This window comes from Aquicella siphonis, from assembly GCF_902459485.1.
Classification (GTDB): domain Bacteria; phylum Pseudomonadota; class Gammaproteobacteria; order DSM-16500; family DSM-16500; genus Aquicella; species Aquicella siphonis.
This window is the reverse complement of sequence record NZ_LR699119.1, coordinates 1,008,248-1,021,492: the sequence shown is the minus strand read 5'-3', so window position 1 is coordinate 1,021,492 and position 13,245 is coordinate 1,008,248. Positions and strand designations below refer to the sequence as shown.

Annotated in this window: 13 protein-coding genes; 3 read left to right on the top strand and 10 right to left on the bottom strand. The window is 48.6% G+C overall.

Features of this window, described 5'->3' with window-relative positions; all coding sequences use genetic code 11:
- Window positions 1-33: 33 nt before the first annotated feature.
- The 4 genes from AQULUS_RS04820 to AQULUS_RS04805 all read right to left on the bottom strand — a co-directional run bounded on the left by AQULUS_RS04820 (window position 34) and on the right by AQULUS_RS04805 (window position 3,755).
- Entirely contained in the window at window positions 34-1,215 is a 1,182-nt protein-coding gene (locus tag AQULUS_RS04820; protein WP_148338965.1) for an exo-beta-N-acetylmuramidase NamZ family protein, read from the bottom strand.
- Between the two features lie 20 nt (window positions 1,216-1,235).
- A complete protein-coding gene (locus tag AQULUS_RS04815; protein WP_148338964.1) occupies window positions 1,236-2,558 on the bottom strand; it encodes a serine hydrolase domain-containing protein in 1,323 nt (440 codons plus the stop codon).
- 216 nt (window positions 2,559-2,774) lie between these two features.
- Complete coding sequence (locus AQULUS_RS04810) at window positions 2,775-3,224, bottom strand: Hsp20/alpha crystallin family protein (protein WP_148338963.1); 450 nt, start codon at window positions 3,222-3,224, stop codon at window positions 2,775-2,777.
- 114 nt (window positions 3,225-3,338) lie between these two features.
- Window positions 3,339-3,755 (bottom strand): CBS domain-containing protein, encoded by a 417-nt coding sequence (locus AQULUS_RS04805; protein ID WP_148338962.1) that lies wholly within the window; start codon window positions 3,753-3,755, stop codon window positions 3,339-3,341.
- A gap of 227 nt (window positions 3,756-3,982) precedes the next feature.
- On the opposite strand from AQULUS_RS04805, the gene msrB reads away from it, so the two are divergent.
- The 3 genes from msrB (at window position 3,983) to AQULUS_RS04790 (ending at window position 6,794) form a co-directional block, all read left to right on the top strand.
- Window positions 3,983-4,513 (top strand): peptide-methionine (R)-S-oxide reductase MsrB, encoded by a 531-nt coding sequence (gene msrB / locus AQULUS_RS04800; RefSeq protein WP_232051837.1) that lies wholly within the window; start codon window positions 3,983-3,985, stop codon window positions 4,511-4,513.
- A 69-nt stretch (window positions 4,514-4,582) separates the two neighbouring features.
- Complete coding sequence (locus tag AQULUS_RS04795; protein WP_232051836.1) at window positions 4,583-6,325, top strand: SulP family inorganic anion transporter; 1,743 nt, start codon at window positions 4,583-4,585, stop codon at window positions 6,323-6,325.
- Window positions 6,326-6,341: 16 nt separating this feature from the next.
- Window positions 6,342-6,794 carry an F-box protein gene (locus AQULUS_RS04790; RefSeq protein ID WP_148338961.1) on the top strand — a complete coding sequence of 151 codons (453 nt, stop codon included), beginning with the start codon at window positions 6,342-6,344 and terminating at the stop codon, window positions 6,792-6,794.
- Between the two features lie 14 nt (window positions 6,795-6,808).
- Here AQULUS_RS04790 and AQULUS_RS04785 read toward each other — a convergent pair whose 3' ends face one another.
- The 6 genes from AQULUS_RS04785 to AQULUS_RS04760 all read right to left on the bottom strand — a co-directional run bounded on the left by AQULUS_RS04785 (window position 6,809) and on the right by AQULUS_RS04760 (window position 13,216).
- The gene (locus tag AQULUS_RS04785) at window positions 6,809-8,752 is read right to left on the bottom strand and encodes a hypothetical protein (protein ID WP_148338960.1); all 1,944 of its coding nucleotides are present in this window, start codon (window positions 8,750-8,752) and stop codon (window positions 6,809-6,811) included.
- 214 nt (window positions 8,753-8,966) lie between these two features.
- On the bottom strand, window positions 8,967-9,383 hold the full coding sequence (locus AQULUS_RS04780) for a hypothetical protein (protein WP_148338959.1): 417 nt from the start codon (window positions 9,381-9,383) through the stop codon (window positions 8,967-8,969).
- A 9-nt stretch (window positions 9,384-9,392) separates the two neighbouring features.
- Window positions 9,393-10,139, bottom strand: coding sequence for a sulfate transporter CysZ (cysZ, locus tag AQULUS_RS04775; protein WP_148338958.1), 747 nt, complete (start codon window positions 10,137-10,139; stop codon window positions 9,393-9,395).
- Window positions 10,140-10,171: 32 nt separating this feature from the next.
- A complete protein-coding gene (locus AQULUS_RS04770; protein WP_148338957.1) occupies window positions 10,172-11,428 on the bottom strand; it encodes an MFS transporter in 1,257 nt (418 codons plus the stop codon).
- Window positions 11,429-11,607: 179 nt separating this feature from the next.
- The gene (locus AQULUS_RS04765; RefSeq protein WP_172622737.1) at window positions 11,608-12,258 is read right to left on the bottom strand and encodes a M15 family metallopeptidase; all 651 of its coding nucleotides are present in this window, start codon (window positions 12,256-12,258) and stop codon (window positions 11,608-11,610) included.
- A 79-nt stretch (window positions 12,259-12,337) separates the two neighbouring features.
- Entirely contained in the window at window positions 12,338-13,216 is an 879-nt protein-coding gene (locus AQULUS_RS04760) for a TSUP family transporter (protein ID WP_148338955.1), read from the bottom strand.
- Window positions 13,217-13,245 lie beyond the last annotated feature (29 nt).

The following is a 13,245-nucleotide window of genomic DNA, read 5'->3' as shown; positions in this document are numbered from 1 at the left end:
AATCCATGCGCCTGAACCGCCCTCTTGCAAAGCTTATTCAAAATCCGGATAAAGCAGATATTGTTTGCGTATGAGTTTAAACGCGCTCAAACGAGGCTCCCAGCTTTTCCTGATGTCGCTCTCGCTCACGCCGTCGCGGATCTGTCTCATCAACGTATTCATGTCCGAATCACTCTCTCCGATCGCAAAAAAACGCTTTTTGTCAGGAAACGCACGATAAGCTTCCATAATATACCTGATTTGCAGCTTCCCACCGATCTTCTTTAATGTCTCTCTGCGCGTGCCTCCCAGATTCCAGCCATGGCATATCTTGTTTTCATAAGACGGGTGCCGCGCGCCTGTTCTCGATGTCGGCTTGAATGAAAATGCAGTTTTGATAGCCGGGTGGCCGAACACCTGGAATGGCGTATCCGTCCCCCTGCCCACGCTGATTGCCGTTCCTTCCATCATGCCTATGGAAGGATACCAGTAAATGGACTGGATATCCGGCAAATTGGGCGAGGGCGCGACAGGCGGCTCATAAAGACTTTTATGAGAATAATGAGCATTAGGAATCACCGTCAACTTCAGGAATTTTGCTTTTGACCTGGGCTTTACCTCCAGCCATTCCTCGCCCACCAGCATCTTGGCATATTCGCCAACCGTCATTCCATGCACGATAGGGATAGGCTGCATGCCGGTAAAGGATTTATATTTCGGATTCATGACCGGGCCGTCCACATAAAACCCGTTGGGATTGGGACGATCCAGGATAATGAGAGGCTTGTCGTTTTCAACCGCGGCTTCCATTAATCTCTGCAAGGATGAAATAAAGGTATAAAAGCGCACGCCCACATCTTGTATGTCGAAAATGAGAACGTCAACATCCTCCAGATCGGACGGTGCGGGTTTCACTTTCCTGCCGTACAGCGAAATGATGGGAATACCTGTTTTCGCATCCTTGGAATTTTCGATTTTATCACCATCATCGGCATCGCCGCGAAATCCGTGTTCGGGAACGAATATTTTTGTCACCTGTATGCCATGACTGCGCAGCATATCCACAAGATGAGCATTGCCCACTCTGGAACTGTGATTCGCAAATACACCAACTTTCTTCCCCTGCAGCAGCGGCAAATACAATGCGGTCTGTTCCGCGCCAGGCTGTATGGGCGACCACACCGTCAAACCCAGACACCCCAGCAGAAACACCAGAAGAAAGATTGTCTTTTTCATTCTATACTCCAGCATCAGACTCAAACGTTTTTATAAGCGCGGCTCAATTCACCTTTTCCGGTATTATTCAGGCCGATTTGAGTGATGTTCACAAAACTCGCCGAGAGGATATTGGCTATGGTTCGACGATCCGAGACCAATTGGTTTGTTTTGGCCGGCACTGGATGCGCCCTGCTGGTCAGCATCACCATCCAGGTTTGCGTCACCGGATCTATCCATATTGATGTCCCCGTCCAGCCCGTGTGTCCATAAGAATTGACAGGGAATAACACGCCGCGGTTAGAATAGCGCGAATCAATATCCCATCCCAGCCCGCGGCTGTCGAGCAGAGTTTCGGGTGTCTGCCGCGTTGTCATTTTAAAGACAGCAAGCGGACCAAGGAAATACTTTATCCTCTTCGATCCAAAATGATATTCACGCGGCAGCTTTCCTCCGTTTAACAATGCCTGGGCATAAATTCCCAGATCATGCGCGTCAGAAAAAACACCAGCGTTACCCGCAACACCGCCTAGCGCATAAGCAGCCGGATCATGAACCTGGCCCCAACGGAGTTTTTTATCAACGACTTCAGTCGGCGCGATCTGGTCACGCAGGTTCTCAGGCGGTAAATAACGGGTATGCTGCATGCCAAGCGGTTTGAAGATGTTCTCCTGCACGTAAACATCAAAACGCTGACCGGAAATCACTTCAACGAGATAGGCCAGAACAATAAAATTCACGTCACTATAGACAAAAGACTTCCCCGGAGCATGTTGTAAAGACAGAGTGGTCACTTGTGCAAGCGTTTCGCGCTCACTGGCATGACCGGAAAGATGAGAAATTTCAGGCGGCAGACCTGATGTGTGTGTCAACAATTCCCGTATAGTGACAGATCCCTTTCCTTTTTTCGCGAATTCAGGCCAGTATTTTGCGACCGGCGCATCAATATCCAGCTTGCCTTGCTCGACCAGTTGCATCACCGCTGGCGCTGTGGCAACCACTTTAGTCAAAGAAGCAAGGTCAAAAATGGTATCAAAACGCATGGGAGCCGGATCCGGCAATATTCGCCGGCTGCCGAATACCCCCCTATAGAGAATACGCCCCTGATGGCCGATCAATATCACCGCGCCGGGATACTGACCCTGGGCTATCGATTTCTCAATCACCGGCGCGATATTTTTCAGCAGATCGGTACGCACATCTTCCGCCTGGTCGATATAGACTTCGTGCGTACCGCGCGGAAACTGTCTGGTCTTGCCATCGCCATTTCCTGCTGATATCACGCCTGGCAGCACAGCCAGAAACAGCCACAGATAACCCGCTGAAAAAAATGATTTTAATTGCATGATAAACAAAAATCCCATGTCTGATCACTTATTAATCAGGGGATAGTATCATCTGACCTGCATTCATACAAGTTATGCCATGCACGAACACTGCAGCCATGAAAGCTGCAACCGGGAACCTTTTATTAATAAACTAAAGAAAAAAGCGAATACACCACGGACACTTGTTGAATGTCCTCCATGAATTCAAGTTTGACAGATTGACAGACTAGCCCGCGCCTGCACGATGACGGATTATTTCACTTTAATGCTGCGCTTAGTGCCTTGTTTATTTTTGGGTGCAATAATTTCCAAGACCCCGTTTTTAGTCTTGGCGGAGATTTTTCCCGCATCCACCACATCCGGCAAGCTGATGCTCCGGCAGAATGTCCCTTTAGACCGCTCATAGCGGACATAATTTTTACGCTCTTCCTTGGTCTTGGTTTCCTTCTGTCCCTTGATGGTCAGGATATTATTATCCATGCTTACATCGATTTTTTTGGGGTCAACGCCGGGAATATCTGCCGTGATCAAAAAATGCGACCCCGCGTCCTTGACATCTATCGTGGGAATCCAGTCTGAATTCAGCAGATTGGAAAAACCATCTTCTTGTTCAATCAATGTCGGATCAAACAAACGGTTAATGGTTTGCTGCAACTCAGCCAGGCTTGAAACCAAAGGTGGACGCTTGATAATTTGACTCATGGCAAAACCTCCTTTTTCCGGGTCACCTGTTCATCTGTCAGAAAATTTTCCACTGTTTTTTTCCCTGCTCATCATCATGCGCCAAGACCAGATGCCTGGCGCATGCACTCCCTGTCAATGATGAGATACCGCTTCTGCGAGTTCATAACAAAGTTTTGCATTCCTGGATTTTGTCGCAATATCACCCAAGGATATAATTCCTGTCATACGCTTGCTCTTGTTAAGCACAATCAGCCTGCGTACCTGCAGTTTTTCCATTTGCTGGATTACCTTCTCCAGGGGGTCATCTTCCAGACAGAAATATACACCCTTGTGCATGACTTCCCTGACTGTCTTCTTGTTGGGATCCCATCCTTCGGCAACTGCCTTGATCGCGATATCCCTGTCGGTTAAGGCACCGATCAGGCGGTCGTTCTCACCTACCGGAATAAAACCATAATCATGGGTCCGCATTTGATCCGCAGCCTGTTTAAGTGTGGCACTGGGTGGAAGAAATTCAGGTTTACGTGACATAACATCTTTCGCTTGCATACGCACCTCCTCGCTTGATCTGCTTTTCGTTTCATTTATGAAAGCTTTTCAGATGCCAGGATCTATTCCTTAAGTCATATGCGCGTGAGTAGGCTATAATAAATATAGCATATCCTCAGAAATTGATTGTTAAGCTTGATGCTAACACATTGAAAATTTTTACAATGATCCCGACAAAACCACTCTAAGGCATAAGAGCAGCGAAATATTTTACGGGAGACGACTGAATGTCAGGAGGAATGATCAAAATCATAGCGGCGGCAGTTGCGTTCGCTGCTGCTTCATCCACCGCGGCTAACACGCTTTACCAGCGCCCCGGTGATCAGTATCTCAAGCAGCATCTGACGCCCCTTCAATACGAAGTCACGCAGGAACAGGGAACTGAACCCGCCTATCAAAACGAATACTGGAACAATAAAAAACCCGGTATTTATGTTGATGTTGTAACAGGCGAACCCTTATTCAGCTCGACGGACAAATATGATTCGCATACCGGATGGCCCAGCTTTACCAAACCTCTGGAGGCAGGCAATATCATGACAAAACCGGATCATAGTTACTTCATGGAAAGAACCGAAGTTTTGTCCAAGCATGGTCATTCTCACCTGGGCCACTTGTTTAATGACGGGCCTCCTCCCGCTTATCATCGTTATTGCATCAATTCAGCAGCACTTGAATTCATACCTGTGGATCAATTGCAAAAACGTGGTTATGGTCAATACCTTCCCCTCTTTCAGTCTGACGCCAAGCAAAAATAACCCGTCTGCCTTATCGTCGGCATGCCAGAATGGTTTATGGCTCGCATTTTAATATGCGAAAGGTATAAAATGGCAATCACTTCTGAATTACAACCCGGATTAAAGGTCATCATGCTGGCTATCATCGAGGCTTACCGCGCGGGATTACTGGATAAAAAACATTGGCTTCCCAATATCACTGCCGGCTTGATTGTAGGCGTCGTTGCCCTGCCGCTGGCCATGGCTTTCGCCATCGCGTCAGGGGTCAAGCCTGAACAAGGCATATACACCGCCATTGTTGCGGCGGTTCTGGTAGGTATTTTTGGCGGCAGCCGGGTGCAGATTGCCGGACCCACCGGGGCGTTCATCGTTATACTCGCCCATGTGACGGCGCAATATGGTGTCGAAGGCTTGCAAACAGCCACCATGCTGGCAGGAATTATCCTCATCCTGATGGGCGTCATGAAACTGGGTAATGTTATTAAATTCATTCCCGACCCGGTTATTGTGGGTTTCACTACCGGCATAGGATTTATCATTTTCGCCGGGGAGTGGAAAGATTTTTTTGGTCTCACTGTCAACGTTCCCCTTAGCGCGCATTTTTACGAAAAATTATTGTCTGCTGGCGCCGCCCTGCCGGACCTTAATCCCGCCACCACCGCTCTTGCGGTCATGAGCTTGTTGGTGATGATCATTTCCCCCCGTATTTTCAGGCGCTTGCCGGGACCATTAATCGCCATGCTCGCCGCGACATCGTTGCAAATGATATTTAAATTCCAGGACGTAGCCACCATAGGCAGCGCATTCGGCGGCATTCCCCAGCATCTGCCTACTCTGCAATTTCCCACCGTCACCTGGAACAAACTGATTGAATTAATCGGGCCGGCATTTTCCATCGCCCTGCTTGGCGCAATCGAATCCCTGTTGTCCGCCTCGGCCGCGGACGGCATGGCAGGCACGCGTCACCACTCCAACCAGGAATTAATTGGCCAGGGGCTGGCAAACATGCTCGCCCCCCTCTTCGGCGGTTTTGCCGCCACTGGCGCCATCGCCCGCACGGCAACCAATATTCGCAATGGAGGCAGCAGTCCGCTTTCAGCGCTTACGCATTCCATATTTCTGGTGCTCGTGATCCTGCTGCTTGCGCCGCTAGCCGTTTATATTCCGCTTTGCACACTGGCCGCGATATTATTTGTGGTTGCCTACAACATGAGCGACCTTCCGCACTTTGTTCATATCATCAAATGCGCGCCCCGTTACGATGTCGTGGTTTTATTGACGACCTTCATACTCACCGTTTTTACGGATCTGATTATCGCCGTAAACGCCGGCGTCTTGCTCGCCATGCTGTTTTTTATTCGCCGCAGCAGCGAGACTGCAGGAATTGCCCAGGAAACACCCGATAATGTACATCAGGAACTGAAAAACGCAGGCATTGCCGATCTGCCGGCCGATACCGTTATCTATTCTATTCAAGGACCGCTCTTTTTCGGCGTAGCTGAAAAAATTGAACACGCCCTGGCTGTGACGCACAATGACCCGCAAGCCATTATTTTCCGGCTCAGACACGTACCCTTTATGGATATGACAGGCCTGGAAACTTTCAGCGAGTTGCTGACACAATATCATCACCGCGGCATCAGGATTTATCTTTGCGAAGCCAGCGCTAACGTTTGCCAGAAACTGGCAAACATAGGTATATTGCAGTTGGTCGACGGCAAGCGTGTCTACCTGTCATTGCCCGAAGCTGCGCGCGCATCTCAAACCCCGGAACAACAGGCAGAACTGCCCGCCGGAATACCGCAGCCCGCAACCCCTGCATTGACACATTGAGAGAGGCGCCATTTTTATGTTCAGCTTTTTTAAACAACTTCCGGAAGAACTCATTCTCGATCTGGTGAACAGTCTGCCTGTAGACGATCAGGCTCGTCTTGCGCAAACCAGCAGCGACATGAACCGCATCGTCAATCATCCCACCACCGGGCTGACCCATTTCAAATTCATGAATCGGGGATGTCAGATTGGCAGGGCTGTCATAACATTCATTTATAATGATCCGCCATTTTATTCGCAATTGATTGTGAGAGATGTTAACGCCAGCCAACCCGCCGCGACCATGACATTTTCAGTCTCACCACATAAAGCCGACGAACTCGCACAAGCATTCGACAATCACGATGTCCCTCTCACTGACTGCCTCGCACGCCTGGAATTACCTTCCATTATTACCCGCATTGACATGATAAACCACAACAATGAAGATGACATTGCCGCTGCAGCCAGAGCTTATACTTGTGACTGACGGAACAATCTTTGTCAGACATATCCCACGCCCTGACCCGGTACTTCTTTTCCTGGTTTCAGTTTTTTATTAATACTGATGAGTGTTTTATCAATCACCTCGGCATCTTTGCTTTCTATGCTGGACTTGAATTCATCATAAAGATCGGTAACAGCTCGTAATTCCATTTGCTTGCTCTGGATATCGCATCCTGGCCGAGACAATTCTGCTTCCATTTTATTCAGCATCGCCACGCATTTGTGGTATTTTACCTTGTTAAAAAAGAAATCCTTCTTAGTCATCTCCACTACCGGCATCAATTCCAGTGCCTGATTGGCATATTTGACAGCCAGATCAAAATCATTTTTCTTTATTGCCGCCTGCGTCAAATTGGAATAAATCCTGGCTTGCTCATCCAGGTGCATGCCTTTTAACTGTCTTTCCAATATATCCAGCGACAGCTGGTAACAAGTTGTCGCCTTATCAATATATCGACTAACAAAATATTGATTACCCAGCTGCTTATAACTCATCGCCAGATTGAATAACGCATTCGTGACACGGTCTTTTTCAACCGTGCAGGATGCAGGAACTATCGCCAGCGCCCTGGTCAATGATTCGAGGCAGACTGCCAAATCATGGGCGTGTATGATGTCATTATGTTTATTCAGCAGGATTCGATTGCTCTTTTCCATATCAACCGATTTTTCAAATGCGGCGAGCGCTTTTCCGAGTAAGTGCATGGCCAGACGGCGGTTGATTTCATTCAATCCTTGAAGGATGATTTCCTGTTCTGAGGCGACCGATGTGGCCGCCAAAGCCTCCTGATAACGTTTGCTTTCTCTTTCCATGGCGGATACCAGGGCTTCATGTTTGATACGATAATCACTCTCGAGTTCGCCTGCATGAGTGCCCATGGGAATACTGACGAAATGCTCATACCGTTTCCAATCAAACTCCAATTCATCGCGAACCTGACTCACCGACTCAATCAAGGCATTGGCCCTGGACACTCCGCTCCAGATACCCACGCCCAGGCGATAATCCGGCTCGATTTGAGCGTCACCCATGGGAGCAGTCATTGGCGTCAATGCATCTTTTAGCGAATAAGCCTCATTCACTTTACGCGGGTAGACGTCGAAAGGAATAAATTTCATTTTTCCCTCATCCACGGTAAATTGAACATTTTCATTTTCAGTCTTCAAGTGAATCAGCGCACGCAGCCATTCCAGCTGCCGGCCTGGATCCGCCTCTGCTATACTCGGCGGAATTTCAAAATAAAAATAATAACGATACCTGTCAGGCTGGCCGGAAGTCCCTTTAATGGTATATCGTCTGGAAGAAAATTCAGGCTCAATAAAATGCGGCCACCCGAATTCGGTACGCAATCGTTCCAGCGCCAAAGTATGCTTGAGAGGATCATGGTGTTTTTTTTCAGAGACAAGCGCCGCATTCATTTCATCCATGGTGACATATGCGATAAAATGATTTTTAATCGGATTGTCACCCACGTCTTGTATGGTAAATGGTTCCATGCCGGCGTGTTTTGCATTGACCAGCTTCACCAATGTTCTTCTGGGCCCGGTGCAGTCCAGAGCCAGATCACAGGGCAGCATAAGATCCTCTTTCTTTGGACGACTGACACGCACTTTCTCGGCGTCGCAATCTTCCACTTTGCCCTGTATGATTTTCACCCCCATGCTGACCGCGATCTTGTGCAGCGACATTTCCATATCCTTGATAAACATGGATGTACCCGTATCATCACCTTGCTGAACAACGGGGATATATATCTTCAATCCTTGGCTGATCAAGTCCAGGGCCTTGTTCGCGACCACACCCGGGCGGTCATATTGCCCCGCCCTGGGATCCACCAGTGTGACAGTGGTGCTAAGCCCCAGGCTCTTGATTATCTGAGTAAGACGGATAGCCATATACAATCCGATAGGGCCCGCGCCTGCAATTACAATGTTTTTCATATTCCACCCCCCTCGCCAAGAGTTGAATATTTTGTTTTGGACTTCGTTTGCCTATGATTTATTTAACTATAGCCCAGATTGGGAAGACAAAAATGAAGGCGGCAGGCTCAAGACAATATTTGCCAATAGATTAATGTACTTAAAGAATATCTTATGAACCTTTCAGAAAGGCCCGGACTCAGGAATAAGCGCCTGGATGCGCAAGGTTTTTCTGCTAGCTGAATAGCCGGATTGCCAAGATGACAAGCAGTATGAATTTGGCCGCCTCGAGCATTCCATACCACGCATGTGCACTGGTTGGCGGTGGGGATACCCCAGCCAGAATCAGGTCAACGCGCGCGCTTAATATAGGAAAAAGCCAGATTATCTGCGCGGCCATCGCCAAGGCTAGAACTGTCAAAAACGCCCAGTCCCATTTAGGCAACGAGGCCCAACACGCACCTACCATCATGGCGGCAAGCAACACTAGCTGCGCTTTATTGAACGCGCCAAATACGGTCCGTCCCACATCAAACGCCACCGGTTTGGTCAGCGTGGGCGTGGAGAATTTTACGACACTTTCCATGCCTATCGCCAGTATCATGCCTATCCACAGGACAGCGACCACTGAAATCATTAAATTCATTTTCATATCGATTAACTACCTTGATGAATGCTGACGGTTTTCATTGCCTTCCTCAATCCAGAATTTGGTCGCGCCCGCAACCGCGGCTGGAATCGTAAAACAATTCAATACTGGAATCATGGAACAAACCAGAACACTGACGCCAAAACCCAGCGAACTAAACCGCCGAACATTAAGCCACGCGCGCACATCCGGCATGGAAACGCGGTGATTATCAGTAGGGTAATCCATGTATGTAAGCGTCATGAGCCAGGCATGAAACAGAAACGATACGACCGCGGCTGCCGCCTGAACAACCGGAATAAAAAACAAAATCAATATGAGTAACGCGCGCGGTATATAGTATCCTATGATGGATAACTGCCTGGCGATGATGCGGGGTATATCCCTGAGGTTATCCGCCAACCCGCGCTCTTCCGGCACTTTCCCGGTGAGATATAACTCGACTTGTTCGGCCAGAAAACTGTTAAATGGCGCTGACACAATATTGGCAAGCGTGAAGAAAGTATAAAGAATGATAATAAAAAAACTGAGAAAAAATATCAGCCATAATACCGAACTCAGCCATTGAAGCCATGAAGGAAGAAGCTGAGCGAACCATTGGTCAAACTGAATAACAAAATGACGCAGCAAAAAAAACATTCCGACAAACAGCATCACGTTGATCAGCAAGGGAATGATGACAAAACGCCGGAGCCCGCGGCGCGTGATCAGCTTGAACCCGTCAAAAAGATAACCGGCTCCAATAACAAGATTATTCATATGCTGGCATTCTCATCTCGTTAATTCATTTTTCATGCCGAAGACAGAGAGTGTCCGTCCCCGGGCTGGCATTCCTGTTCGGAATGGTATTGTCGGAATTTTGGCAGAAACAGACAACAAACTCCTACGCCAACGATACACAAGACACCGCCGGACACAATGGAAGCGGTGATCCCGAACGCGGCGGCAACCAATCCGGTTTCCGTATCACCCAGTCTGGGGCCGCTCAGATAACTGATCATTTCTATGCCGGCAAGCCTGCCCCGGAATTCATGTGGAATGGTTTCATTCCACATAGTCATGCGAAATATGCCGCTGATGCCGTCGAACGCACCTGCCAGCGCGAGAAAAAACCAGGCTACCCAGAAATTCGCGGATAATCCAAACAATACAATGGCCGCGCCCCAAAGTGTCGCGGACACGGCAATCGCCACGCCATGCCGTTTCACATGTTTGACCCAGCCGCTAAAGAATGAAATCACCAGCGCGCCCACCGCTGGCGCGGCATAAAGCATGCCCAGAACTTTCGCCCCTCCAAATGACATGGCAATAGCTGGAAAAATGGCTGTAGGCATGCCGAAGATCATGGCAATAAAATCCACCACGTAAGTGCCAACCAGTTCCTGCCGGGAAAATGCATAGCGAAAACCCTGCTTGAGAGAAGTCAGCGTGGAATCATCGCGAACATTTTGCGGCTTGGGAATATTACGCATCAGAATTAATGCGGTCAGCGAAACCATGAAACTTGCCACATCCACCATATACGTTGCAACAAGACCAACGCTGGCGATCAGCAATCCTCCTACTGCCGGACCGCCTATCATCGCCACACTGCCTTTCAGGGACGCCAGTGAGCTGACAGTCGGCAAATCCGATTTTGGGACAATTTGCTGCACAATACTTTCCAGTGCCGGCCGGTGCAAGCCGTTAAATGCGGACATAAAGGAAGAAACAACGAACATAACCCAAATCTGCGGAACAGGCAGCCAGGCGTTGACAGCCAGCAACAAACTTCCCGCGGCGAGCACAGCTTCAGCCGACAATAAAAGCATGCGTCTATGATATTTGTCGGCAAATACACCGCCTATCAGCGCGGTGATTAGCAGCGGCAGCAATTGCACCAGACTGAGCAGTCCCACCATTAACGTAGAATGAGTCTGGGTATAAACCTGATACGGAAGCGCAACCCCTGTGATCATAGTCCCGGCAAAGGAAACGAACTGACCGATATACAACAAGGTAAAATTGCGATTACGGCGAAAGATGTTGAAATTGATTAAGTAATTCATAATTATTAAGCCTGCCAAGGCAACGATACTATAGGAGTTTTGCCTGCAAAAGGCAATGGCGTTAACAGGCCGCAGGAAAACCTGTATATCATTTATCCTTAGCGGCGCACGGCCAGTCTCCGCCCACCCTGAAAAAACGCGTTTTTTGCGTTGTCTCTAAGGGCGAAGAATCACTGGATTCACACTGATCCATAAATGGCATAAGGCCTGCGGGCATGATAAGCCCAATATTTATCCCCATAAGACCAGTGCCACCATTCTGCGGGATAATTCACGAAGCCGGCTTGAGACAAAACATTTATCAGTATCTGTCTGTTGGCTTTTGCCTGACTGGAAATATTGGTTGCCGCCGTGAAATTACGGTATTCGTTTTTATCAGGTGTCTCATCCAGTATCCCGCCCATATCCACTTCCCTGCCTTCGGCATCCAGTAAGGTGATATCGATCGCTCCGCCGGTTGAGTGAGGAGGAACATCCTGGGGTGGAGCCACAAATTTGACCGTCTCCTGTTTGAGAATCTCTTCATCCCATTCCGGATTGGCCGCGGCCAGAACAGAATAATATTCCTGATACATTTCCCGTTGTAAACTGACAGGCCGATGTCCTTCGGAAAACAGAAACACCATGCCTTGCGGCAAAAGGGCTTGTGCCTGCACCAGTTTATCTGCCACAGTCTGGCGTACTTTTGTATACCCATCATAATAGCTCGCTCTCGCCAGACTGATGTTAAACCCCAGATCTTTCAAATCGACCAGGCATTCATGACACTCCTGAACACGCATGGCCCACACCTTCGGGTCTGAAATCAATGGAAAATCCACTACTTGCATGGTTAAACTCCTCACTCTTAGTCTATGGCGCTGAAACATGAACCAGGCCGCCTGCATGGCAGATTGAACTGCGGCGAGCTCAGCCTGGTGTCTGACTCTTTTCCCTTTTTATCAGGCGGAAATACCCAATCAGCATACTGGCAAGCAAGACCGCGACAGCCAGGACTGGCAGCGCCAGGTTAGCATGCCTGCTCAGTGCCGTAATCATCTGTGCGTTCGCATAATTTTTATAGACCAGTGAAGCAATAGTCAGCGAGACAACCCCGAGAAATACCGGGCGAATCAGGCGCGCGCCTTTAGTGATAGCGAGATGCGCGCCAAGGCGTCCCCCAATGATTTGACCCAAAGCCATGGCGATCGCGAAACGGTAATCAATATTGCCTCCCGCCGCGAAGCAGAGTGTTGCAATAAAACTGCTGTTCAAATTGAACACCTTGGTATAAGCCGTTGCTTTAATTAAGTTATATCCCAGGAAAAATGTCAGGGCAAACACCCAGAATGAACCTGTGCCCGGGCCGAAGAACCCGTCATAAAATGCGAGAGCAAAGCCGAATAATAAATAAAAAATGGATTCGCCCAGCCTGGCCTCCCTGTCCTGGTGCCCCAGCTTGGGCGAACAGACTGTATAAACGAAAATAGCGCATAACAATAGGGGAATGATTTTATGCAGAAATTCACTACTCATCAGTTGTGACGCGACAGCGCCCAAAATACTGCCGGCCACCCCCCACAACACACCTTTATATACTTTTTTCAGGGAAATATAGCCATGACGATAGTACTTAAGTACCGCCATGAATGTTCCAATCGTTCCCTGTAACTTGTTTGTGCCAAAAGCAATATGCGGAGGCATGCCTATGCTCAAAAGCATAGGGAGACTAATGAGACCGCCGCCTCCGGCAATCGCGTCAACTGTACCGGCGAACATGCCGGTAATGAATAATAAAAATAAAGTCATAACGTGAATTCTGTAAACCAGGAAAATGT

Bases quoted from the DNA above. Each gene is read 5' to 3' on its own strand.
- AQULUS_RS04820 (WP_148338965.1), bottom strand. From the start codon at position 1,215: ATGAAAAAGACAATCTTTCTTCTGGTGTTTCTGCTGGGGTGTCTGGGT.
- AQULUS_RS04815 (WP_148338964.1), bottom strand. From the start codon at position 2,558: ATGGGATTTTTGTTTATCATGCAATTAAAATCATTTTTTTCAGCGGGT.
- AQULUS_RS04810 (WP_148338963.1), bottom strand. From the start codon at position 3,224: ATGAGTCAAATTATCAAGCGTCCACCTTTGGTTTCAAGCCTGGCTGAG.
- AQULUS_RS04805 (WP_148338962.1), bottom strand. From the start codon at position 3,755: ATGCAAGCGAAAGATGTTATGTCACGTAAACCTGAATTTCTTCCACCC.
- msrB (WP_232051837.1), top strand. From the start codon at position 3,983: ATGTCAGGAGGAATGATCAAAATCATAGCGGCGGCAGTTGCGTTCGCT.
- AQULUS_RS04795 (WP_232051836.1), top strand. From the start codon at position 4,583: ATGGCAATCACTTCTGAATTACAACCCGGATTAAAGGTCATCATGCTG.
- AQULUS_RS04790 (WP_148338961.1), top strand. From the start codon at position 6,342: ATGTTCAGCTTTTTTAAACAACTTCCGGAAGAACTCATTCTCGATCTG.
- AQULUS_RS04785 (WP_148338960.1), bottom strand. From the start codon at position 8,752: ATGAAAAACATTGTAATTGCAGGCGCGGGCCCTATCGGATTGTATATG.
- AQULUS_RS04780 (WP_148338959.1), bottom strand. From the start codon at position 9,383: ATGAAAATGAATTTAATGATTTCAGTGGTCGCTGTCCTGTGGATAGGC.
- cysZ (WP_148338958.1), bottom strand. From the start codon at position 10,139: ATGAATAATCTTGTTATTGGAGCCGGTTATCTTTTTGACGGGTTCAAG.
- AQULUS_RS04770 (WP_148338957.1), bottom strand. From the start codon at position 11,428: ATGAATTACTTAATCAATTTCAACATCTTTCGCCGTAATCGCAATTTT.
- AQULUS_RS04765 (WP_172622737.1), bottom strand. From the start codon at position 12,258: ATGCAAGTAGTGGATTTTCCATTGATTTCAGACCCGAAGGTGTGGGCC.
- AQULUS_RS04760 (WP_148338955.1), bottom strand. From the start codon at position 13,216: ATGACTTTATTTTTATTATTCATTACCGGCATGTTCGCCGGTACAGTT.